The sequence below is a fragment of the Candidatus Oscillochloris fontis genome, from assembly GCF_004138135.1.
GTDB classification, from domain to species: Bacteria; Chloroflexota; Chloroflexia; order Chloroflexales; family Chloroflexaceae; genus Oscillochloris; species Oscillochloris fontis.
On sequence record NZ_RYFD01000001.1, the window covers coordinates 69,257 to 92,393 of the forward strand.

General features: G+C 59.3%; 18 protein-coding genes. 8 read left to right on the forward strand and 10 right to left on the reverse strand.

The window, feature by feature from the left end; all coding sequences use genetic code 11:
- Nucleotides 1-244: 244 nt before the first annotated feature.
- On the reverse strand, nt 245-580 hold the full coding sequence (locus tag EKD03_RS00290; RefSeq protein WP_129626119.1) for a PepSY domain-containing protein: 336 nt from the start codon (nt 578-580) through the stop codon (nt 245-247).
- Between the two features lie 249 nt (nt 581-829).
- Nucleotides 830-1,282 (reverse strand): PepSY domain-containing protein, encoded by a 453-nt coding sequence (locus EKD03_RS00295; RefSeq protein WP_129626121.1) that lies wholly within the window; start codon nt 1,280-1,282, stop codon nt 830-832.
- 223 nt (nt 1,283-1,505) lie between these two features.
- Here EKD03_RS00295 and EKD03_RS00300 point away from each other — a divergent pair, with 223 nt between their 5' ends.
- Genes EKD03_RS00300 through EKD03_RS00315 form a run of 4 tightly spaced genes read left to right on the forward strand, consistent with a single transcriptional unit; the run spans nt 1,506 to nt 5,195 of the window.
- The gene (locus EKD03_RS00300; protein WP_161569139.1) at nt 1,506-1,763 is read left to right on the forward strand and encodes a 4Fe-4S dicluster domain-containing protein; all 258 of its coding nucleotides are present in this window, start codon (nt 1,506-1,508) and stop codon (nt 1,761-1,763) included.
- 17 nt (nt 1,764-1,780) lie between these two features.
- Nucleotides 1,781-3,109, forward strand: coding sequence for an NAD(P)/FAD-dependent oxidoreductase (locus EKD03_RS00305; RefSeq protein WP_161569140.1), 1,329 nt, complete (start codon nt 1,781-1,783; stop codon nt 3,107-3,109).
- Complete coding sequence (locus tag EKD03_RS00310; protein WP_129626127.1) at nt 3,087-3,938, forward strand: hypothetical protein; 852 nt, start codon at nt 3,087-3,089, stop codon at nt 3,936-3,938. The genes EKD03_RS00305 and EKD03_RS00310 overlap by 23 nt, the downstream gene beginning before the upstream one ends.
- Before the next feature lie 9 nt (nt 3,939-3,947).
- Nucleotides 3,948-5,195, forward strand: a complete 1,248-nt coding sequence (locus EKD03_RS00315; protein ID WP_129626129.1) for a cytochrome c3 family protein — start codon at nt 3,948-3,950, stop codon at nt 5,193-5,195.
- 152 nt (nt 5,196-5,347) lie between these two features.
- Here the strand turns inward: EKD03_RS00315 and EKD03_RS00320 are convergent, their stop codons facing one another.
- On the reverse strand, nt 5,348-6,127 hold the full coding sequence (locus tag EKD03_RS00320; RefSeq protein WP_129626131.1) for an SDR family NAD(P)-dependent oxidoreductase: 780 nt from the start codon (nt 6,125-6,127) through the stop codon (nt 5,348-5,350).
- Between the two features lie 5 nt (nt 6,128-6,132).
- On the reverse strand, nt 6,133-7,068 hold the full coding sequence (locus tag EKD03_RS00325; RefSeq protein WP_129626133.1) for a hydroxymethylglutaryl-CoA lyase: 936 nt from the start codon (nt 7,066-7,068) through the stop codon (nt 6,133-6,135).
- Between the two features lie 176 nt (nt 7,069-7,244).
- Between EKD03_RS00325 and EKD03_RS00330 the strand changes: the two genes are divergently transcribed.
- Nucleotides 7,245-7,790 carry a hypothetical protein gene (locus tag EKD03_RS00330; RefSeq protein WP_238613240.1) on the forward strand — a complete coding sequence of 182 codons (546 nt, stop codon included), beginning with the start codon at nt 7,245-7,247 and terminating at the stop codon, nt 7,788-7,790.
- Between the two features lie 40 nt (nt 7,791-7,830).
- On the opposite strand, the gene EKD03_RS00335 is transcribed toward EKD03_RS00330, so the two are convergent.
- From EKD03_RS00335 to EKD03_RS00360, 6 genes are all read right to left on the reverse strand, one after another.
- On the reverse strand, nt 7,831-8,334 hold the full coding sequence (locus EKD03_RS00335; RefSeq protein WP_129626135.1) for a CvpA family protein: 504 nt from the start codon (nt 8,332-8,334) through the stop codon (nt 7,831-7,833).
- Between the two features lie 20 nt (nt 8,335-8,354).
- Nucleotides 8,355-9,245, reverse strand: coding sequence for an MBL fold metallo-hydrolase (locus EKD03_RS00340; RefSeq protein WP_129626137.1), 891 nt, complete (start codon nt 9,243-9,245; stop codon nt 8,355-8,357).
- A gap of 40 nt (nt 9,246-9,285) precedes the next feature.
- Nucleotides 9,286-10,470: a PSP1 domain-containing protein gene (locus EKD03_RS00345; RefSeq protein WP_129626139.1), complete on the reverse strand. Its 1,185-nt coding sequence runs from the start codon at nt 10,468-10,470 to the stop codon at nt 9,286-9,288.
- Nucleotide 10,471: 1 nt separating this feature from the next.
- Nucleotides 10,472-11,989, reverse strand: coding sequence for an adenylate/guanylate cyclase domain-containing protein (locus tag EKD03_RS00350; protein ID WP_129626141.1), 1,518 nt, complete (start codon nt 11,987-11,989; stop codon nt 10,472-10,474).
- A 176-nt stretch (nt 11,990-12,165) separates the two neighbouring features.
- The gene (locus tag EKD03_RS00355) at nt 12,166-12,714 is read right to left on the reverse strand and encodes a hypothetical protein (RefSeq protein ID WP_238613241.1); all 549 of its coding nucleotides are present in this window, start codon (nt 12,712-12,714) and stop codon (nt 12,166-12,168) included.
- Nucleotides 12,714-13,289 carry an ANTAR domain-containing response regulator gene (locus EKD03_RS00360; protein WP_129626143.1) on the reverse strand — a complete coding sequence of 192 codons (576 nt, stop codon included), beginning with the start codon at nt 13,287-13,289 and terminating at the stop codon, nt 12,714-12,716. Before EKD03_RS00360 ends, EKD03_RS00355 begins: the two co-directional genes overlap by 1 nt.
- Nucleotides 13,290-13,962: 673 nt before the next feature.
- Between EKD03_RS00360 and rpoB the strand changes: the two genes are divergently transcribed.
- The 3 genes from rpoB (at nt 13,963) to EKD03_RS00375 (ending at nt 22,989) form a co-directional block, all read left to right on the forward strand.
- Complete coding sequence (gene rpoB, locus EKD03_RS00365; RefSeq protein WP_129626145.1) at nt 13,963-17,649, forward strand: DNA-directed RNA polymerase subunit beta; 3,687 nt, start codon at nt 13,963-13,965, stop codon at nt 17,647-17,649.
- A 96-nt stretch (nt 17,650-17,745) separates the two neighbouring features.
- Nucleotides 17,746-18,450, forward strand: coding sequence for an LAGLIDADG family homing endonuclease (locus EKD03_RS00370; protein ID WP_238613242.1), 705 nt, complete (start codon nt 17,746-17,748; stop codon nt 18,448-18,450).
- A gap of 6 nt (nt 18,451-18,456) precedes the next feature.
- Nucleotides 18,457-22,989 (forward strand): DNA-directed RNA polymerase subunit beta', encoded by a 4,533-nt coding sequence (locus tag EKD03_RS00375; protein WP_129626149.1) that lies wholly within the window; start codon nt 18,457-18,459, stop codon nt 22,987-22,989.
- Nucleotides 22,990-23,137 lie beyond the last annotated feature (148 nt).

Below are 23,137 nucleotides of genomic sequence, written 5' to 3' on the forward strand. Positions count from 1 at the left end.
GATCTATTCGCATTATAGCAAGAGGATGTGTAAAAATCCGGGTGACACACAAAGGAGCGAGGGCATTTCGCCCTCGCTCCTTTGTGTGTCGCCTGTATGCTGAAAAAGACCGTTAGCGCGAAGAAATCTTGGGATGCGCCGCATGGCTTCGACAAGCTCAGCCAGCGGCGCGTTGGCTGAGCCTGTCGAAGCCAACGCGCCGCGTTCCGGCTGTCCCAAGGCTTTTTCGCGCTAACAAAAGACCTCACCCCCCCGCCGACACCTCACAACTGATCGGCCCGCGTGCCGTATTCGCCACCACCCGCCCCGTCTCCGCGTCCACGTAAATCCGCCCGGTGTCCAGCGTCACTTCATAGACCATCATCCCCGCATAGCTCACCAAGACGGGCTGGCCTAAGACCCGCGCATCTGGCTCGTGCGAGAGGGCGATTGAACTCGCATTCTTGTAGGAGATCGGGTATTCCTTCAACTGAACCACGCTTGAAAAGTTCGCGTAGAGGATCGAAATCCCGTCGCTCACAAAGACCAAGGTTATCGCGATCATCATTGCGAGAAAGGTGCGGGTGGTGCGCTGGCGCATATCTATTACTCCTGTTCGGTCTTATTTGCTGTTCGTATGTGAACCTATGAACAGGATAGATCGGCTCTCTTGGAATTCTATTGGGAAACCCTCGTCGTTTACTCACGAGATGCTTAGGTTTCTTCACCGAGCCTAAGTCTTACCTCTGAAAGCTTATTGGGGGGTGTTTTGGCGGCGCAGCCGCCAAAACACCCCCCAATAAGCGAAATTTTCACGGGGGCCGCAGGCCCCCGAAGCCCCCGCTACGGCTTAGTCGTCGTCGTCATGCTCATCGTCATCATCATCACCCTCGCCGCCGCCATTGGTGTTGGTGGTGCTGCTATTGGGCACGGTGCTCGCCACTACTTGGCCGCTGGTTGCATCAACATAGACCATCCCTGTATCCAGTGTCACCTCGTAGACCGTTGCGCCCTGGTAGGTCACAATGACTGGCGTGCCCTGAAGGGTCGTACCGGGTGCAGTGGCAAGGGCAATACTCCCCGCCTGATCCGCAGTGACCGCGTAGCTGTTTGAAGGTACCGAAGTGGCATTTATTACCGGGGCGGTGGCTTGGGTTGTGGGGATGATAGCCGGGGCAACACTGGTGGGTTGGGTGGTGGTTGGGGCTGTACGACTCCCTTGGTTCGAGATCACCACTCCAATCACGATCAGCACTAGTGCGACCCCAACGGCGACGATGGTACGGCTTGAACGGGCATTCATGCTGGGAAACCTTCTGTTTTGTGGATGCGGACACCATGGGTAGCCTACTGCATTCTTCTTGGAATTGGTTAAGAACGATGTAGTAGGGGCGAAGCATTGCCCACGAATGTAGTCTGTGTTCTCCGTGCCACATGGTGGGCGATGCTTCGCCCTAGATTCAAAGCAATTTCCAAGCTTTGCGTTGTATCATCAGAAGTGTTCCCTAGTACTTATGAGGCTTCCAATGAGCATAGATCGTCGCTCGATCTTTTTTGATCTCACCCGTGCCGAAGTTTTGGCGCGTGGGTGTGTGCAGCCCGATGCTGGCCGTTGTGTGCAGTGTGGTATCTGTAGCCACAACTGCCCACTTGGCTTGGATGTGCGGGCTTATGCATGGCGCGGCATACCGATCACCGATAGCCAATGCCTTACCTGCGGCCAGTGTGTGGCCCGCTGCCCGCGTGGAGCGTTGGAGTTTGTGCCGTTACGCCCAGAGACATAGAAGTTAAGGATCGCCCCATGGCGACACAGTATGTAATTGTTGGATCAGGCGTGGCGGGCGTCTCCGCCGCTGAAGTGTTGCGTACCCGTGCCCCCCAAGCTCAAGTCACGCTGATCAGTGCCGAAGCTGCCGGTTTCTATTCGCGCCCTGGTTTGGCCTACTACCTGAATGGTCGTGTTCCAGAGCGCCAATTGATCCTGCGTTCCCCGGCTAGCCTGCGGGATCTGGGGGTGCGTTGGGTGCAGGCCCGCGTTAACCAGATCAATGTCGCCCAACGCCGCCTCAAACTGGCTGATGGCCAGGAGATCGCCTATGACCGGCTCTTATTGGCGACTGGATCGCGGGCGGTTCCCGCCGATATGTCTGGATCGGAGTTGGAGGGGGTCTGTTATCTCGATACGCTCGATGATGCCCGCCATTTAGTGCAACGGGCGCGGCGTGCCAAAACCGCCGTCGTTGTCGGCGGTGGGATCACCGCGCTCGAACTCGCTGAAGGACTGCATGCGCGTGGGGTGCATGTCCACTACCTCCTGCGTGGCGACCGGTACTGGGCTAATCTGTTGGATGCCGAGGAATCGCGTCTGGTTGAAGATCGGTTGCGTGCCGATGGCATCAGTATCCACTACCAGACCCGTATCCGCCAGGTGTTGGGCACACGCGGCAAGCTCGAAGCCATCGAGACTGAAACCGGGGAACGCATCGCATGCCAGATCTTGGCGGTGGCGATTGGTACCCGCCCCCAGATCGATCTCGCCCGCAACGCGGGTATCAAGGTGGATCGCGGCATCCTCACCGATACGCATATGGTGACGAGTGTCCCCGACATCCTCGCCGCCGGAGATGCGGCCCAGGTCTATGATCCTGTACTCGGCCAAGCTACCCTCGACACCCTCTGGCCGACGGCGCGTAACCACGGCTATGCTGCGGCCCACACTATGCTGGGTGCTCCGCAGCCCTATCAGCGCCATGTAGCCATGAATGTGACTCTGTTGGCCGGGATTCCGACCACGATCATCGGGGCGGTGGGCAGTGGCAGTGATACCGATCTGGTAACGATTGCGCGTGGCGACAGCGAGACATGGCGCCATGCCCATGCCAGTTGGGTGGTGGTGGAGCGCCACGCCGTGAATCGCATCCGTCTGATGCTGGGCGAACGCACGATCAGCGGTGCGGTACTGATGGGCGATCAGAGTCTTTCGCGCACGATCCAGCGTTTGATCCGCGCCCAAGCCGACATCAGCCCGATTCGTGCCGCGCTCATGCAGGAGAGCCATGCCTCTCCCAGCCTGCTTACCGATTTTGCTGCCTCCTTGGAGCATCTCTATGGCAACCACGCCACACGTTGACCCGCCTCGCCCGCTGCGCCAGACGACCTATGAGATCGAGATCTCACTGGTGGCGCTCGGTGCCATTACGGGGCTGTACCTTTGGCTCTCACGCTTCGGAACGCCCGCTGCGAGTGGCCTCGTCGGCCACAGCATCGGCATCATCGGTTTCGTGTTGATGTTGGCCACCGAAACGCTCTATTCCCTACGCAAACGCGCCCGCACATGGACCTATGGGCGGCTGAGTAGTTGGCTACAGTGGCATATTGTCAGCGGGATTGTTGGTTCGTATATGGTGTTGCTCCATACGGCATGGCAGTTTCGCGGCCTCGCCGGGGTGGTGTTGCTCCTCACCGTTGTCGTCGTGCTGAGTGGCGTGGTGGGGCGCTACTTCTACACCGCCATCCCGCGCACCCTCGATGGGGCGGAACTGAGTCTTGCCGACCTGGAGACGCAACTGGCGGCGGGCGCGGCGCGCCTAGAGATTCTCACCCGCACCCGCACATCGGGCGAGCCGGCCCCCGCCCTGGAGTTGCCAGCATTGGCGACGCCCCAGGGTGGCCCCTTGGCAAGTGTCTTAGTCCGGCCCTTGATCACCTGGCGGGATCGGGCCGCCCTCGAACGCGCCATGGGACAGCTTGGTAGTCAGGACCAAGCCACCGCGAGTGAGTTGCGCCGCATCATGCAGGAACGCCAGCGTCTACTGCGCCAGATCGAACGCCTGGATATGGCTCGCCGCTTGTTAGCCCTTTGGCATACTGTCCATGTGCCGCTCGGTGTGGCGCTCTTCATTATGGCCTTTGTGCATGTTGGCGGGGCCATGTACTACGCAACCCTGTTGCGTCTTTAAGAGACTATTATGAACCGCCTTGGCTGCCTCACGCCCTTTGGGATTGGTGCCGGGATCATTACCATCATTGGCTTGGTCGTCATTGGCTGGTTCAGTGGTGGTGCGATGTTTAGCCCTGGCCCCCTGAGTACACAACAGCGTAACGGAACCCCCCTTGGGGGTGTCGCCTCGCACGCCGCGATTGGTGGCGATTGTGGAGCGTGCCATACGGCTCCCTGGGAGGGGCGCACCATGGCTGCTGCATGTTTGGCGTGTCATAGCGACATCCAGAGTCAAATCGGCAATCCAGCGACGCTCCACGGGGCGCTTCCCGATGCCAACGTGTGTATGGGTTGCCACGTTGAGCATCGCGGCGAGTCGGCCAGCCTCACCGATGCGCCGCTGAATGAGTTCCCGCATGCGCAACTCGGTTTCTCGCTCGCGGCGCACCAGTTCACAGCGGGTGGGCAAGCCTTTGCCTGCGCTGATTGCCATACCCCGCTCAACCAGAATCCGCGCCCATTCAATGCCTATGATGCCGCTGCGGTGGATTGTATCGGCTGCCATACCCAGGATCAGCCCGCCTTTATGCCGCAACATCAGGCCGATTTTGGAACAACCTGCCTGGATTGCCACGATGGGGTGGATCGCTATAGAAACTTCGACCATGCCAGCCTGCGTTTTCCCTTAGAAGGGCTGCACCAGCAGGTTGAATGTGGCATGTGCCATACCAATACCCGCCATCCTGAGCAGTTTGCCACCACTGCCGATACCTGCCTCGCCTGCCACCATGAAGATGACGTGCATCAGGGGAGTTACGGCACTGATTGTGCGGCCTGTCATACCCCCTCAGGCTGGGCGCAGGTGACGTTTGACCATAGCCGCACAGCCTTCCCGCTGACTGGCGCACACATCCAACTGGAATGTGCCGCTTGCCACCAGAACCAGATCTATCAAGGCACCCCCACCACCTGTGTGGGTTGCCACGCTGAACCGCAGGAACACTTCGGTCAGTTTGGTACCGACTGTGCGAGTTGCCATGTGACCAGCAGTTGGAAGAATGTGATCTTTGATCATACCTTCCCGCTCAATCATGGTGGTGAAGGCCAGATCGCCTGCGCGACCTGCCACACCAACCCACCCCCCAACCAGTACACGACCTACACCTGCTACAACTGCCACGCGCATAGCGAAGCCAAGGTACGTGCCGAGCACCTAGAAGAGGGGATTACGAACTACCAGGATTGTATGCGTTGCCACCCGGATGGGCGCGAGTAGGCGGGTACACCATATCAACCGCAGAGGACACAGAGGTACGCAGAGAGATGGATTTTGCGCTACCTGTGGTTACGACCTCTGGTTCTTCCTCTGCGCTCCTCGGCGTCCTCTGCGGTCAAAAACCGGTGCGCAAACCGAACGCCAATGCGCCCCTACTTCCCCCACCCAATCGCCCGCGCCAATACCCGCTCGATCAGGCCGGGGAAGGCACGGGCCAACATGATTCCCACCCGATCCCCCCTGGTGACATAGGCTGTGCGTTGTTGGCGCTGCGCCACGCGCAGGATCGTGGCCGCCACGGTTTCCGGCGGTACGCCTTTGGGGGCCAAGCGACGCTGCTCCGCGCCCCCACCCAGCCGGTTCCGACTGAACTCGGTGCGGGTCGTGCCGGGGCGCACCACACTCACCGTAATGCCACTTCCCCGTAACTCCATGCGTAGCGCCTCGCTCATACGCTCCAGCGCCGCCTTGGCCGCCGCGTAGCCCCCCAGGTAGGGGAGGGTCTGCTCGGCGAGTACCGAGGAGACCATGATGATCTGGCCATGGCCTTGCCGCCGCATGATTGGCAGCACCGCTTGGCTCAGCCACACTGGCCCAAAGAGATCCACCGCAAAGGCACGCGCCAGATCGGGGGTGGCCAACTCGGCTACCGGCCCGGCCAGCCCCACCCCGGCGTTGTTGATCAGAATATCCACCCGCCCACAGGTGGCCTGAGTCTGCGCGATCAACTCCCGACACTGATCGGGGTTGCCCACATCACACGGGATGACCAGCGGATCACCGGGGAGCGTGGTGGCCAGCCGTTCTAGCGGCTCGCGGGAGCGCGCCGCCAACACCACCCGCGCTCCCGCCTGCGCGAAGGTGCGCGCTGTGGCCGCGCCGATCCCCGCCGATGCCCCGGTAATGATGACGATGCGCTCGGCGATCTTCATGGTTGCTACCCCGTAATATGCTTACAAATCCCGGCCTTGATCGTCTGCGAGGGAACTTCGTGGCCGAGCATCTCTTCCAGCATACGCGCTGTCTGCATCAGCGCCGGCAGATCGAGTCCGGTTTCGATGCCCATCTCGTGGAACATGTGAACCATATCCTCGGTACACAGATTCCCTGGTGCGCCGGGGGCAAATGGGCAGCCACCGATCCCGCCGATACTGCTATCGAAGGCATCCACGCCCAACTGCATGGCAGCGAAGATGTTGGCCAAACCGGCTCCCCGCGCACTATGCAGGTGCAAGCGCAAGGGCTGACGCGGGAAGCGCTCGTGGAAGGCGCGCACCACCTGCTGCACCAGCACCGGATGCCCCATGCCGGTCGTGTCGCCCAATGTCAGGTTCTCGGCCCCCAGATCGAGCAGCCGCGCACACAGATCGAGTACCCGCTCAATCGCTACCTCGCCCTCAAAGGGGCAGCCGAAGGCCACCGAAAGCACCGCATCAAAGGGCAACCCCGCGCCACGCACAATCGCCGCCATGTTCGCCACCTGCACCAGCGATTGTTCGATCCCCATATTCACATTGCTGCGGTTGTGGCTCTCCGAAGCACTCAAAAAGACCTGTACCGCATCAACGTTGGCCGCCACCGCTCGCTTGGCCCCTACCTCATTCGGCGCAATCGCACTGTAAATCACCCCGGGTTTACGCGCCAACTGCGCAAACACCTGCGGCGTATCCGCCATCTGGGGCACATTCTCCGCCCGTACAAACGAGCCGACCTCAATCTGATCCAGCCCCGTCGCATTCAACGCCGTGATTAACGCAAGTTTCTGCTCTGTACTCAGAATGCACGCCTCATTCTGAAGCCCGTCACGCGGGCCAACTTCACGGATGTGGACACGAGCGGGCAGAACCGGCAATCCTGGAATAATGGTCGGCATTGACACGTGCTCCTTATGCGAATAGAACCAGACCACCAATGGTCATCTTCTCAGGCATTGTAGCATCACTAGAGCCAGCAGACGTAACTCCGGTGTAACCTACGCAGATACGCTCAGATCAGTGCAACACCAAGAACGCAAAACCATACTGATGGTCATACTAAAGGAGAACCCGAATGGACTGGACGAAGCAGGCGAACGACATGATCAAGACCTGGACTGGCACGCAGCAGAAAGTATGGGATTCCTGGCTCAATTCGATGCAATTAATGTCCACCCCGCAGAGTCCCGAAACTTGGCAGAAGATGGTCGAGACATGGCGCGGCACGGTCAAGCAGGCGCTCGAGTCGCAGCTTCAGCTCACCCAGATGTGGGCCGAGAGCGTCGCTACCGCCTCCGTCAATATGCCGGGGATTCCGGGAATGCCGGCCATGCCCACGGTGCCGGGTATGCCCAGTAATGCGGTGGAGTTGACCCGTCAGGTGTTGGAGATGACCCGTGCCATGACCGATACCCAGGTGCGTTTCTCGGAGAATTGGTTTGACCTGCTCAAGAAGGCTGATCCCAGTAGCATGATGCAGGGTTGGGACATGACCCAGGCCCAGAAGATCATCACGACGTGGCAGGATGCCGCCCAGAAGGCGATTGATGCCCAGAACGAGCTTGGTCGTATGGTAACCAAGGCTGCCAACGAGGCCGCTAGCGCCGTAACCAAGAAGTAGTGACGTACCATTTTCGGTAGAGACGCAACATGTTGCGTCTCTACCGCCCTAAGAACCCCCGCACCGCAGCATCAAACATCTCCGGCAACATCAGCGTAAAGACCTGGCCCACCTGTACGATCCACCCGGCTAACAGCGATGTCGCGATGGCGGAAGACCAAGCTGGTGTCGGGAAGGTGATCATCCCGATCAGGATAATTGCCCCGGCTAAGATCGCCTGAATCAGGCCCAATACCCCACCCAGCAGATGATCGAGCCAGCCCAGGAAGAGCAACCCGGCGAAGATGCGTAGCAGGGACGCCGCAATACTGGCGATGCTGCTCACTAATACCAACACCGCCACAAAGCCCACAATCCCTGCTACCCGCGTGTCGCCAATAAACGAACTGAGCCAATCAGCCACACTGGGGCCAAACTGACCCGCCAGTGCGACCCCCACGATCAGGCCCACAATCGAGAGCACTTGGCGGATCAAGCCCCAATACATCCCCAGCACCACAAAGACCCCCGCACCGATCACGAGGCCAACATCCAGATTATTCATGGGGGGCCGTCACTCTCTGATTAACGCTGCTTCAATAGGTAGCGCAGCATCCCGGCAACACTCATGCGGCTCCAACTACGCGCCATCGGGCCAACCGGCCCCTCATCTTCATAGGGCACATAGTGCGCCGCCAATGCCTCCACATCGGGATCGCCGTCGGCTAAAGCGGCCTCCGCCAGCGCGACGAGCTCCTCCAAGCGTTCATGGGCACGGGCAAGTTGGAACACCACGTCATCATGTGGCCCGTGGTGGGTGACATAGATACGTGGGATGTCGTAGGTCTGGAGCATGGCGATGGTTGCGCGGTGCGACTTGAGGTCGTAGGTGGGCACCGGTGTTACCGGGAAGGCCATGCCCCAACGATCCATCACCAACCCGGCTGCATCACCAATAAAGAGGCCACCGCTCTTGCGCTCCCAGTAGGAGAGGTGATCGGGCGAATGGCCGGGAGTGGCAATGGCCTCCAGAACGACATCACGCCCCAGATCCAAGTGTAGATCCTGGGCTGGGCGCAGCCGTTCGATAGGAATCGGCAGCATATCGCCATGTAGCACCCATGCCTCTTCACCGACCGCCCGGCGCACACTACTCATCAGGCGGCTCGGCTCGGCCAGATGCTCGACCATACTGCCGTGGATATAGACCGTTGCACGCGGCAAGGCCGCCGCGAGGTAGCCCGCCCCTCCGGCATGATCCATATGTACATGGGTACAGAGAATATGCTCGACCTCTTCGGGGCGCACGCCCAGCCGCTCCAACCCCGCCAAGGTGTGTGGAACGGTGAGGGATGTTCCCGTCTCCACAAGTGCGCAGGTCTCGCCACGAACGAGGTAACTCACCCCAATTCCCGGCATCCCCAGCAAGTTGTGGTCAATCGCCGTAATATGATCATCAACCGGGATGATCTCCATAGTCAGATCCCTTCTTTCCTCAATCGAGTCGCTTATCGCCTCACCCTGGCTTACGGCGACGGCGGCGCTGCTGTGGCTGGTTCTCAGCCGCCGGTGGCGACGCCGTCGGTGGTGGGCGGCGTGGCGGATTGGCCGGGCGCTCGTCGGCAGCCTGGGGGGGGCGCGGAGTTTCACGGGCAGGACGCGGCGGGCGACGCTCCTCGCGCTGGGGTGGGGGTTCGGGAGTTGGCTTCGCTGTGCGATTCATCAGCATATCCAACTCACTCGGCTCATCCTCCAGCATGCTCAGATCTTCACCCATCTCATACTGATCAATCTCATCACGCAACTTGCGTCGTTCACCTCGATCTGGCCGTGGGCGCGGGCTGACTGGCGTGCTGCCTGCATCACTCTGACGTGAGCGGGCGCTGGTTGCCTCTTGGGCATTCACCACTTCAACACTCCCCACATCATAGGTCTCGATCATCCCACTGCCCGCCAGTTGCACAATCAACTGCTGCTTCAACACATGCTGGCTGATCACCTCACCCGGTCCATCAACCGTCTGCACCCAGGTACCTCGGCGGGGTAGTTCGGCCCGCATCTCCACATACTGATCGTGTTCATACGAGAGGCAACAGAGCAGCCGCCCACACACCCCGGAGATCTTACTGGGGTTGAGGGGCAGATCCTGATCCTTGGCCATCTTAATACTCACCCGCGCATAGTCGGGCAGGAACGAGGCACAGCAGAGCACCCGCCCACACGGGCCAAGCCCACCCAACAACTTGGCCTCATCACGCGGGCCAATCTGGCGCAACTCAATCCGGCTCTTGAAGGTACGGGCAAGATCGCGTACCAACATACGGAAATCAACCCGCTTTTCTGCTGTGAAGTAGAACGTCAGCCGCGAACCATCAAAACTGTACTCGGCCTTCACCAAGTTCATCGGCAGATCGTGATCGCGGATCTTCTCGGCACAACGCGCCAGAACCTCATCGTGGCGGGCTTGAAGGAGGCGTTGGCGCTCCAGATCACTCGCATCGGCACGCCGTACTACCGTCTTCAACTCGCCAATGATCTCGCTCTCGGCAACCTCCTGGCGCTCCGCGATCACCCGCGCCAACTCCAAGCCGCGCACCGTATCCACGATCACATAATCGCCTTGGCTCACCTCCAGATCACCCGGATCGAAGGAGTAGGTTTTGCCACTATCTTTGAAACGAACAGTAATAACGGTTGGCATGTTACTTCTTCGCCCCAAGCACCTTGAAGGCACTCACCAATTGTTGCTTGCCCTTGAGTTGCAGTTTGCCCATCTCTTGCAGATCAAAACTGGAGCGCACCATGTCGGCGGTGTCTTCCCCAATAAAGACACTCCCCGGCTCAGCGGCGCTTTCGAGGCGCGAAGCGGTATTCACCGTGTCACCGATGGCGGTATACTCCAGCCGGTGGCGGGTACCAAAGAAGCCGGTGTAAGCAGTGCCTGTATTGACCCCAATGCGGATCGTGAAGGCTTTGCTCGGTTCCCATTTACTAACCAAACGTTTCTGAGCGGCCTGCATCTCGATGGCCGCAGCGACGGAGCGCATGGCGTGTTGGTCATCAACTGGCTCATCGGGCAGGCGCGGGGCACCAAACACGGCCATGATACCATCACCGATATATTTGTCTACCGTCCCGTGGTAGCGGAAGATCACATCAGTCATCTCATGCAGATACTCGTTGAGGAGATCCTGCACCTCACGCGGCGAGAGCCGTTCCGAGAGCGATGTAAAGCCCTTCACATCGGCGAAGAGCACCGAGACGATCTGTTCCTGCGCTTCCCAGAGTTTGCCATGTTGGGCGACATACCGCGCCAGGGCTTGGGCCACATTGGGCGAGAGGAAGCGTTCGAGGTTCTGGCGCAACTGGCCCTGCTGGCGCAACTCTTCGGTTAAGCGGGCACGCTCAATCGCCACTGCCGACAGATTGGCAATCGCCGTCACCATATCGCGGTCGCGGATATTGAACTGCTCCCGCCCCGGCGAGTCGAGCAGAATGACACCCATCGCACTATGTTGGAGCATCAACGGGGCACAGATCGCCGAGCGAATGTTGGCACTAATAATGCTCTCCGAGCCGGCAAAATCGAGCCGCGCATCACTCGTCAGAACCGCCTCGCCACCCTCTAACGCCTTACGCACAATCGTACTCGATATCGCAACATCACCCGTTCCCGTAGGAAGAACCACCCGTGGCACCAGTTCATCACCCTTACGCAGCAGCAGAAAGCCGCGCTGGGCGGGCACCACGCGCATGATCTCCTCCATCACCAGATCGAGCAATTCACGAAAATCAACCACCTGGTTGAGACGCATGGCGATGGAGTAGAACTCCTGAAGATTGACCGCCTCAGGTGGCAACTCGTGGCCCTTAACCGCACGCACCTCGGTGGCGAGCGGGAAATAGCGGCTATCATCGAGCACCACACTCTGCGCAGCACGATCCTCAAACTGAAGCTCAAACGGCCCCACCCCAACCACATCACCGTCGTTGAGCTGCTCCTCCTTCACCCGCAGCCGGTTGACGGTCACGCCATTGCGGCTCTCCAGATCAATAATCCATGCCTGTCGTCCACGCAATTCGATCTGGGCATGCTTACGCGAAACAATCGCATGGTTCAACACAATCTCGTTATCGAGCTGGCGTCCGATGGTCAGGGCACGATTGTGAATTGCGAAGGTGCGCTGCTCGCCATTAATATTGACTGAGACACGGGCCATTGCGCGAATCCTTCCACTGTATGTCCGCTACCAACAGGGGTAGGGCTAGCGTGAGGTATCTTCCGCCATGATAGCAGACCGATTGGGTACGGGCAATACGCCGTAGGGGCGAAGCATCGCCCACTATAAGCAACCGAACCCTGTGGCGGAGCCGCAGGCGATGCTTCGCCCCTACACTACATTCCCCCCGCATCCACCAAACTAAGAATGAGTTGGCGCATCTGGCGCAGGCGACGATCCAGCCCCTCCGGGCGCAGGTAGAGATCATCACGGATCTGACCAATCTGGAGCCGGAAGGTATCAATTGGCCCCTTCTGCGGCTCACCACTCACCGCGTAGGCTTGGTCGAGCGAGCGCCGCGCATTGAGTAGTGCGCGCCGGGCCGCTTCCAGATCGTTGGTCTGCACGGCGAGCAAGGCGTCATCAATCTGGCTCGCGGTACGCAAGAGGTAGATCGCGCTCCACAGATGGCGATCCTCGGCTTCGAGATCGAGGAGCGCCAAACGCAACACGCGCTCATCGGCGGGCAGCGGCGACGGCTGCGGGGTGGGCGCGAGCCGTGTGGGGCTGGGGAGCGGGAGTGGGGTGGGGCTGGGAACGAGCGCCGGGGCAGGTTGGAGCAGCGTCATCTGGATCAGGAGGCTCACGAAAACCGCCGCAACTGCCGTGAGAAGATACGGCAGCGCGGCGCGGAGACGAGGTGGCGGAGGCGCCGAATCGCGCATTAGATCTCGTTGGCTAACAGGATGGCCTGCGCAATCTCCTTCATGGACTTGCGCGTATTCATCGAGAGTTGCTGGATCTTGCGGAAGGCTTCGGCCTCTTTTAGCCCCTGGCTGTCCATCAGGATGCCCTTGGCGCGCTCTACGAGTTTGCGCGTATCCAGGGTCTCCTTCAGATCATAGATCTGTTTGTCCATCTCCAGGAATTCCTGGTAGCGCGCCATGGCGATCTCGATGGCGGGGAGCAGCTCGGCTTCGCGGAATGGTTTGACGACATAGTTGACCACCCCGGCCTCTTTGGCCCGATCCACCAACTCACGATCCGAGTAGGCGGTGAGCAACAATACCGGGGCGATCTTCTCTTCGGTCAGAATCTTGGCCGCCTGGATGCCATCCAGTTTGGGCATCTTGATGTCCATCAGCACCAGATCGGGCTGAAGTTCCCGCGCCAGATTTATCACGCTGACGCCGTCGCCTGCCTCACCTACCACGAGGTAGCCCAGACCGACCAGCGTCTCCTTGAGATTCATGCGGATGATTGACTCATCATCGGCGATCACCAGACGTGTCTGCGCCATGGCGCCACCTTTCTCACTTTTCATTGATGGGGGCGAAATTATGCGGGCTTTCAAGGCTTTTGAATGCCCGATTCTACCCGTATACGGGATTCTGGGAAAGTATAGCATGCCCATAGAGCAAGGTCAACCTGAAGTCGTAGTGTAACTAGGGCATGTGCAAAGTTCTTGGGGCTACGCCCCAAGCCCCATTTTTTGGTATGTTTTGGCGGCGAAGCCGCCAAAACATACCAAAAAATATCTGCGGGGCGGCTGCGCCGCCCCCGAACCCCCACCGGAGGTGACTTTGCACATGCCCTGGTAGTGTAACTAGTGGGGGTTTGGGGCTTCAGTCCCAGGAAAAGTCAAAAGGTCACAAAAAACTTGACAAGAAGATTGAAAGGTGTTAATATCCTCTTTCGCAGTTACTAGAAACTAAGGTGGCCATACCCTTGTGTCAACCTTATAAGAAGTATCGGTTATTGACCGAGTTAGATCAAGATTTGTTGTTCGCTATGCGCCGTTCGGCGCTTTTTTTACGAATATTTGTTTTCATTCCGCCTCCCGCCAGTTCCATGGCCACCCAATGATGGGTTGGTGCCGAGAACCGGCGATTTCTGTTTTCCGCCTGCCGGAAGCCTGTACGCGCCAACGAGTAGTCGCTCGCTGAGGGCGCAACGACTGAGGAGAGGTGAGTATGCCCCCGTTGATTGAGAGTGTCGTGCTCCAGCCGCTGATCACCCCTGTCGATCCTGGCGTGAGCGGTCGCCGTGAGAGTCGCATCGAACGCCGATCTTTCGCCCGCATTTATGATGCGATTGATGTACCACGCCTGATCGAAACCCAGGTGAATAGTTTCGACTGGTTTAAGCGCGAGGGCCTGCGCGAGTTGTTTGATGAGATCTCGCCCATCACCGACTTCACCGGCAAGAACCTGGAACTCCACTTCCGCGAGTATGTCTTCGGTGAGCCACGCTTTACTGAGTTTGAGTGCCGCGAACGTGATTTGACGTATGCCGCACCGCTGCGGGTGAGTGTTGAACTGCGTATTCTTTCCACGGGTGAAATCAAGGAGAGTGAACTCTTCTTGGGCGATTTCCCCGTAATGACCGATAACGGGACCTTTATCTATAATGGCGCCGAGCGCGTGGTGGTTTCGCAGCTCATCCGCTCGCCCGGTGTCTATTTTAAGGATGATAAGGACCCAACCAGTGGGCGCTCGCTGCACTCCGCGAAGCTCATCCCGAACCGGGGTGCGTGGCTGGAGTTTGAGACCAATAAGCGCGATGTGGTGAGTGTGAAGGTGGATCGTAAGCGTAAGATCCCGGTCACGATCCTGATCCGCGCTATTCTGGCCTGGCAGGCCGATGAGACGGGTGAGGGCCACTGGGTGCCCGATAATGAACTCGATCAGCATGGGCATAATGAGCACGTGATCGAGGTGCTCAAGCATGTTGATACGGTTCACGAGCATCCTTATACCCAGGCTACCCTCGATAAGGACCCGGCACGCAATAGTAAAGAGGCGCTGATGGAACTCTACAAGCGCCTGCGCCCCGGTGATCCGCCAACGCTGGAGAATGCGCGCTCGCTACTCGAGTCGCTGCTCTTCAACCCGCGTCGCTACGACCTCGCGAAAGTCGGGCGCTATAAGCTCAATAAGAATCTCTGGGAGCGCGAGGCCCGCCGCGATGGCGTCTCCAATGCGCCCAGTATGAATGTGCGTGTGCTGCTGCCGCGTGACATCATTAAGATTGTTGAGCAGATTATCCATCTCAATAATGGCCACGGACGCCCCGATGATATTGACCACCTCGGCAACCGCCGTGTCCGCACGGTGGGCGAACTGATCCAGCAGCAGTTCCGCGTCGGTCTGCTGCGCCTGGAGCGCGTCGTCAAGGAGCGTATGTCGCTCCAAGATCCCGATGGCGCAACCCCCAATGGGTTGATCAATATTCGCCCAGTGGTGGCCGCGATGCGCGAGTTCTTCGGCGGTTCGCAGTTGAGCCAGTTCATGGATCAGACCAACCCGCTGGCTGAGTTGACTAACAAGCGCCGTCTCTCCGCCCTCGGGCCTGGTGGTCTCTCGCGTGACCGCGCCGGTTTCGAGGTGCGCGACGTTCACCACTCGCACTATGGGCGTATCTGCCCGGTCGAGACGCCGGAAGGCCCGAACATCGGTCTGATCGGTACGATGTCTACCTTCTCGCGGGTCAATGAGATGGGCTTCCTTGAGACGCCCTACCGCAAGGTCTATAACACGGTCGAGAATGCGCCGGTCTGGTTGGAGAAGGGTATTCTGCTGCGCGATGTGCGCGACTTGCGTACCGGCGATCTGATTGCGGCTAAGGGTACCCGTGTGGATCAGGCGATCAGCAAGCGGATTGCGATTGGCTTGCTGCGTGGCCAGATCTTGCGCGAGGATATTGTTGATCCCAATACGGGTGAGACGATTGCCGAGGCCGAGACCGAGATCAACCGCAATCTGGCCGAGCGTATCGTTGAGATGCCGATCAAGACGATCAAGATCCGCCCGATTGTCTCGCAAGAGGTGGATTACCTCAGCGCTGATGAAGAAGACCGCTTTGTGGTTGTGCAGGCCAATGCTGAGATTGATGAGCATAACCGCTTTATCAGCAATGTGGTGGCCTGCCGCTTCGGTGAGGATTTCGTCAGCGAGCGGATTGACCGCGTGGATTATATGGATGTCTCGCCCAAGCAGGTGGTGAGTGTCTCGACGGCACTGATCCCCTTCCTTGAGCATGACGATGCCAACCGTGCCCTGATGGGTTCCAACATGCAGCGCCAAGCTGTGCCGCTCCTCCGCCCCGACGCGCCGATTGTTGGCACCGGGATGGAGTTCCGCGCCGCCCGCGACAGCGGTCAGGTGGTGGTGGTCCGCAAGCCCGGTACGGTGCTGAGTGCCACGGGTGAGCGTATTGTGGTCGAGGAGGACGATGGGACGGAGCGCGAGTATCCGCTGCGTAAGTTTATGCGCAGTAACCAGGATACCTGCATCAACCAGCGCCCCAATGTGTTACGTGGTCAGCGGGTTGAAACCGGTGAGGTGATCGCGGATAGCTCCAGCACCGATTTTGGTGAACTCGCGCTCGGTCAGAACATCCTTGTCGCCTATATGCCCTGGGAAGGTGGCAACTTCGAGGACGCCATCCTGGTCTCGGAGCGCCTCGTGCGCGAAGATATCTTCACCTCGATCCATATCGAGAAGTATGAGGTTGAGGCTCGCGATACCAAGCTCGGCCCCGAAGAGATCACCCGCGACATCCCCAACGTCGGCCAGGATAGCTTGCGCAACCTGGATGAGCACGGCATTATCTATGTCGGTGCCGAGGTACAGCCCAACGATATCCTGGTGGGTAAGATTACCCCCAAGGGCGAAACCGACCTGACCGCTGAGGAGCGCCTGTTGCGGGCGATCTTTGGTGAGAAGGCACGTGAGGTCAAGGATAGTTCGCTGCGCGTCCCCAACGGTGTGCGCGGTAAGGTGATTGATGTCAAGGTCTTCTCGCGCAGCGAAGGGGCCGAACTGCCCGTCGGGGTCAATCAGACCGTGCGCGTGCTGCTCTGCCAGAAGCGCAAGATCAGCCCCGGCGATAAGATGGCCGGTCGCCACGGCAACAAGGGTGTGGTCTCGCGGGTACTGCCCATCGAGGACATGCCGTTCCTGCCCGATGGTCGCCCGGTGGACATCATCCTCAACCCGATTGGTGTGCCTTCGCGTATGAACATCGGCCAGATCTTGGAGACTCACCTGGGTTGGGCAGCGGCGCGGCTGGGCTACCGAGTGGCCACGCCCGTCTTCGACGGCGCCGACGAGAAGCAGATCAAGCAGATGCTGATCGACTCGGGCCTGCCCGCCGACGGCAAAGTGACGCTCTATGATGGGCGCACGGGCATCCCCTTCCACCACCCGGTCACGGTCGGCTATGCCTACATGCTCAAGCTGGCTCACTTGGTGGAAGACAAGATCCATGCCCGTTCGACTGGCCCCTACAGCCTCGTGACCCAGCAGCCGTTGGGTGGTAAGGCTCAGTTCGGTGGCCAGCGCTTCGGTGAGATGGAAGTGTGGGCACTCGAAGCCTACGGTGCTGCCTACATCCTCCAAGAGATGCTCACCGTCAAATCGGACGATGTGGTGGGGCGTGTCAAGACCTACGAGGCGATTGTGAAGGGCGAGCCGATCCAGGAAGCGGGTGTGCCCGAAAGCTTCAAGGTGCTGATCAAGGAACTTCAGTCGCTTGGTCTAAGTGTCGAAGTCCTCAGCGAAGACGAGAAGCCGGTGGAGCTATCCGACGATGCGGATGGCGACATGGCCGCCCTCGACGGCATCAACCTGAGTGGGATGGAGCGCGGCGAGTTCTAGGGGCAATGTCGGGGGAGAGCTACGCTCTCCCCTTGACAGACAATCCGAAAACAGGTACTATCTTCTCCAGTATATATGTTCTACTGGAGAACGATCATGCCTCGCACTGCACGTCCGATAGACTTCTTTCGGGTTTGGTCGCCGGAGATGGCCTATGTGCTAGGGTACTGGTGGGCGGATGGATATATGCGCCACCGCAGCGATAACGGAGCGCATATAGTTGAAATTGCCAGTATTGATCGCGACCATTTGCTCACAATGGCCCAGGTGATCGGTGGAAGTTGTAGTTTTCGGAAGGTGTCCGCCAAGGGCGATTGCTACCATATTGAATTTTGCAACCGAGATCTCTATAACGATCTCATATCACTCGGTGGAATGCCGAACAAATCCAACGTAATCGGCTTTCCTGTTCTACCCAACCATCTTCTCGTCCACTTTGTGCGTGGCTTTGTTGATGGTGATGGCACACTTTCATGGAATGGTGATCGGCCAGTTCTCCATATCTACTCAGGTTCGTACCAACTTCTGGCAGATATGGCCGTAGCAATAGCAGAACAGACCGGCATCCCCGCGCCAAACGTGGTAGCCAACCGTTCGCTTTGGTATATCAAGTGGAGCACGATACGGGCAAAGTGTCTGGCGGCTTGGCTCTATGTTGAGCATCCAGGTTTAGCCCTTGACCGTAAGGCTGCCATTGCAGCTACCTTTTTAGACTGGCAGCCGAAAAAACGCCCTGAGCGTGGCACAATCACAGAGGAGATGCGGGTGCAGTTTCACGCGTATCTGCCGCCACAGGAGTGAACCCCCATGCTTGAGATCAACGACTTCAACGCAATCCGGATTAGCTTGGCCTCCCCAGAGGATATTCGCGGCTGGTCGCACGGCGAAGTGACGAAGCCAGAGACGATCAACTACCGCACCTTGAAACCTGAGCGTGACGGATTGTTCTGTGAGCGAATATTTGGACCCACGAAGGATTGGGAGTGCTACTGCGGGAAGTACAAGCGGGTACGCTATAAGGGTGTGGTGTGTGACAAGTGTGGGGTTGAAGTTACCCGCGCTAAGGTACGGCGCGACCGTATGGGCCACATCACCCTGGCTTCGCCGGTGTCGCACATCTGGTTTGTGAAGGGCACCCCCAGCCGCTTGGGTCTGCTGCTCGACATTAGCCCGCGTAACTTGGAGCGGGTGCTCTACTTTGCCTCGTATGTCATTGTCGAGGTGAAGGAGGAGTTGCGGGTTGTGGCGCGCGAGATGCTTCAGGAAGATTATGCCAAGAAGCGTGAGAACATCCAGCGCCAGGCCGAAGATAAGCGCATCGAGCTGAGCACCCAACTCACCCAGGATCTGGGTGGCATGGAGAATGCCCAGGTCAGCACCCAGCGCCGCATTGAGGAGGACTACCGCCGCTTGCGCGAGGAGATCGCGAACGAGGCCGAACGCCTGCGCGAGCGTCTGGAGGAGATGACCAACCTCGTCACCGATGAGGACATCACCTTCCGCAACACCACCCTGGTGGAAGAGGGCGAGGTGATCAGCGAGCGCACCCTCGATCAGCTCGACGAGATGCTCGATCAGGAACTGGACACTCTGGATGCTCGCCGCACCCGCGATATGTCGGATGCCGAGTTGCTCACCGATGCCGAGCGCGAGCGCAAGGCCGCCGAGGCGACCCAGGAGCAGGAGAAGTTGCAGGAGCGCCTCCAGCGCGAACTGGACACCCTGGTGCGTGAGGAGAAGGAGAAGCTCGATCATCTTGATGGTCTCAAGCCGTGCCGCATCCTCTCTGAGATGGAGTATCGCCAGTTGCGCGATCTCGCCCCCGGTGTCTTCCGCGCCGATATGGGTGCGGGCGCGGTGCGCGAACTGATCGTGCGTCAGGTAGACCTGGACAAGCTGGCTGAGGATCTGAATGCTGAAGTCCAGACCACCCAGGGCCAGCGGCGCAAGAAGGCCACCAAACGCTTGCGCGTGGTCGAGAGCTTCCGCAAGAGCGGCAACAAGCCGGAGTGGATGATCATGACCGTGTTGCCGGTCATTCCGCCTGACCTGCGCCCGATGGTGCAGTTGGACGGTGGCCGTTTTGCAACCAGCGACCTCAACGATCTCTACCGCCGCGTGATCAACCGCAACAACCGCCTCAAGCGGCTGATGGAGCTGAATGCGCCCGAAATCATCGTGCGTAACGAGAAGCGCATGCTCCAAGAGGCCGTGGACGCCCTGATTGATAACGGGCGGCGCGGACGGGCGGTATCGGGCAAGGGCAAGCATCGTCTGAAGAGCCTGAGCGACATGCTCAAGGGTAAGCAGGGCCGCTTCCGCCAGAACCTGCTCGGTAAGCGCGTGGACTATTCGGGCCGCTCGGTGATCGTGGTTGGCCCGAACCTCCAGTTGCACCAGTGCGGTCTGCCCAAGAAGATGGCACTGGAGCTCTTCAAGCCGTTTGTGATGCGCCGTTTGGTGGAGAAGGGCTTTGCCCACAACATCAAGAGCGCCAAGCGGATTGTCGAGCGCGTGCGCCCAGAGGTGTGGGACGTGCTGGAAGAGGTGATCAAGGATTACCTCGTGCTGCTCAACCGCGCCCCGTCGCTGCACCGCCTCTCCATCCAGGCGTTCGAGGCCAAACTGATCGAAGGCTCGGCCATTCAGTTGCACCCGCTCGTCTGCGCCGCCTTCAACGCCGACTTCGACGGCGACCAGATGGCTGTTCACGTACCGCTCTCGCGCAAGGCCCAGGAAGAGGCTCGCACGCGCATGCTGAGTAAGTACAACCTGCTCAGCCCGGCCCACGGTGACCCGATCATTACGCCGTCGCAGGACATCGTGTTGGGTTGCTACTACATCTCGCAGGTGCGCGATGGGGCACTGGGGAGTGGCAAGAAGTTCACCAATGTTGATGAGGCCATGCTGGCCTACGATAAGGGTCTGGTGGCTATTCAAGCTCCGATCTGGATTCGGATGGAAGGATACCCCCAGGGCAAGAATGATCGCGCCGAGAATGTGCGCGTTCTTAGCCCGGCAGAAGACGGCACCCCGCGCATGCTGATCGAGACGACGATTGGGCGCGTGTTGCTCAACAATGAGCTCCTGCCGCCCTTGCGCTACCGCAACCGCGTGATTGATAAGAAGGGGCTGCGCGAGATCATCGCCGACTGCTACCAGTACTATACCAACCTCAAGAATGTGAGCCAGGAGGATCTGGCCGAACTGCGCGCCATGTGGCCCTACAAGAACGAGATTGAATTGGTGCGCATCTATGGCTCGGAGAAGACGGCGCAACAGGCGGATAAGATCAAGGCACTTGGCTTCAAGAACGCCACCTATGGTGGTATGACCATCGGTATCAACGATATCGAAGTGCCACAAGCCAAGTACGAGATCGTCAGCAATGCCGAAGCCCAAGTTTTCGATGTCGAGAAGCAGTTCCGGCGCGGTCTGATCACCGAAGAGGAGCGCTACCAAGAGGTTGTGCGTATCTGGCAGGAAGCCACCAAACTCACCATCGTTGCGGTGAAGGAGAACATGAACCAGTTCGGCCCGGTGGCGATGATGTCCACCTCCGGTGCCCGTGGTAACATCAACCAGATCTCGCAGATGTCGGGTATGCGCGGCCTCATGTCCGACCCCACCGGGCGGATTATTGAGCAGCCGATCAAGGCCAACTTCCGCGAAGGGCTCTCGGTGCTCGACTACTTCGTCTCTACCCACGGTGGACGTAAGGGTCTGGCCGATACCGCGCTACGTACCGCCGAAGCTGGGTATCTCACCCGGCGTCTGGTGGACGTGGCCCAGGATGTGATCGTCACTATCGAGGATTGTGGAACTGAGGATGGGGTCTGGTTGCACGCCGCAGATAGCGACGAGCTGATGGAGCGCTTGTCTGTGCGTATGGTCGGGCGCTTTTTGGCCGCTCCGATCTACGACAAAGAGACCGGCGAACTGATTGCGGATCGCAATGTCGAGATTGACGATGACATTGCCAACAAGATTGATCAGCATAAGATCGAGTCGGTCTATGTGCGTTCTACCCTGACCTGCCAATCCGAGCATGGCATCTGCCGCCTCTGCTACGGGCGCAGCCTTGCTACCGGCAAGTTGGTGGACATTGGCGAGGCGTGTGGTATCGTCGCGGCCCAGTCCATCGGTGAGCCGGGTACGCAGCTCACGCTGCGCACCTTCCACACCGGTGGTGTGGCATCTGCCGACGACATCACCCAGGGTCTGCCGCGTGTGCAGGAGATCTTCGAGGCACGGGTGCCCAAGGGCAAGTCGTTGCTGGCCGAAATTGATGGTGTGGCGCAGGTCGTCAAGGATGACGATGGCGTGCGCACGATCAAGATCGTGGCCTCGGAGGTCTACACCGATGAATACACGTTGCCTAAGGACTTCATCGCGCTGGTTGACAACGAGAGCGATGTGGCTGAGGGTCAGGTGATCGCCGAGAGCAACAACGCCGACAACCCGCAGCCACCGATCATTGCGCGTCTCTCCGGGCGTGCCTACATCTATGGCGACCGCATCGTGATCAGCCAGGAGGATCGCGAGGAGCGCGAACTCGTTGTGCCGCACACCGCCCGCATGCGGGTGGAGAATGGCGCACGGGTCGTGGCGGGTCAGCAGCTCACCGATGGGAGCGCCAACCCACAGGAACTGCTCGATCTTCAGGGTCGCGAAGCGGTGCAGCGTTACCTCGTCAACGAAGCCCAGAAGGTTTACCGTTCGCAAGGTGTGAACATCAACGACAAGCACGTCGAAGTGATTGTGCGCCAGATGTTGCGCCGCGTGCGGATCGAGGAGCCAGGTGACACCGGGCTGTTGCCGGGCGAGTTGATCGAAGCCGCCGAGTTCCGTCGCCTCAACAACGACGTTGTCAGCCAGGGTGGTGAGCCGGCAACTGCCGCCACCGTACTGCTGGGGATCACCAAGGCGTCGCTCAACACCGACAGCTTCTTGTCGGCGGCCTCGTTCCAAGAGACTACCCGCGTGCTCACCGATGCGGCGATCACCGGCAAGGTGGACTACCTGCGTGGCCTGAAGGAGAACGTGGTCATCGGTAAGCTCATCCCAGCCGGTACTGGGATCGAGAAGCGTACTGAGCGCGGGCGCGACGAGTTGGTGGATGAGATGGCGCGCATGATGGAGAGCGGGCCAGCAGTATCCGAACAGCAACCCAACAACGTGGAACGCGCCGAGTCGTTGCTGGGGATTAGCGTCACCCCGCCTGTGGCTGAGGATGATGGTGCGGAGAAACTGCGGGCGCGGCTTGAAGAGTTGCTCAGCGGCGGCGATGCGGATGACGACCTCGTCGGTGAGGGTGATCTGCCTGCGGACGTGGAATAACCGGATGCCCTAAGACAAGGAAACCCCATCATGGTCGGGTTCCCCAATCATTCCGTAGGGGCGAAGCATCGCCCTTGATGGAGCAGGGGAACCCGAACGCGGTTGGCGGGCGATGCTTCGCCCCTACCATGTGCCCCGTAGGAGAAGT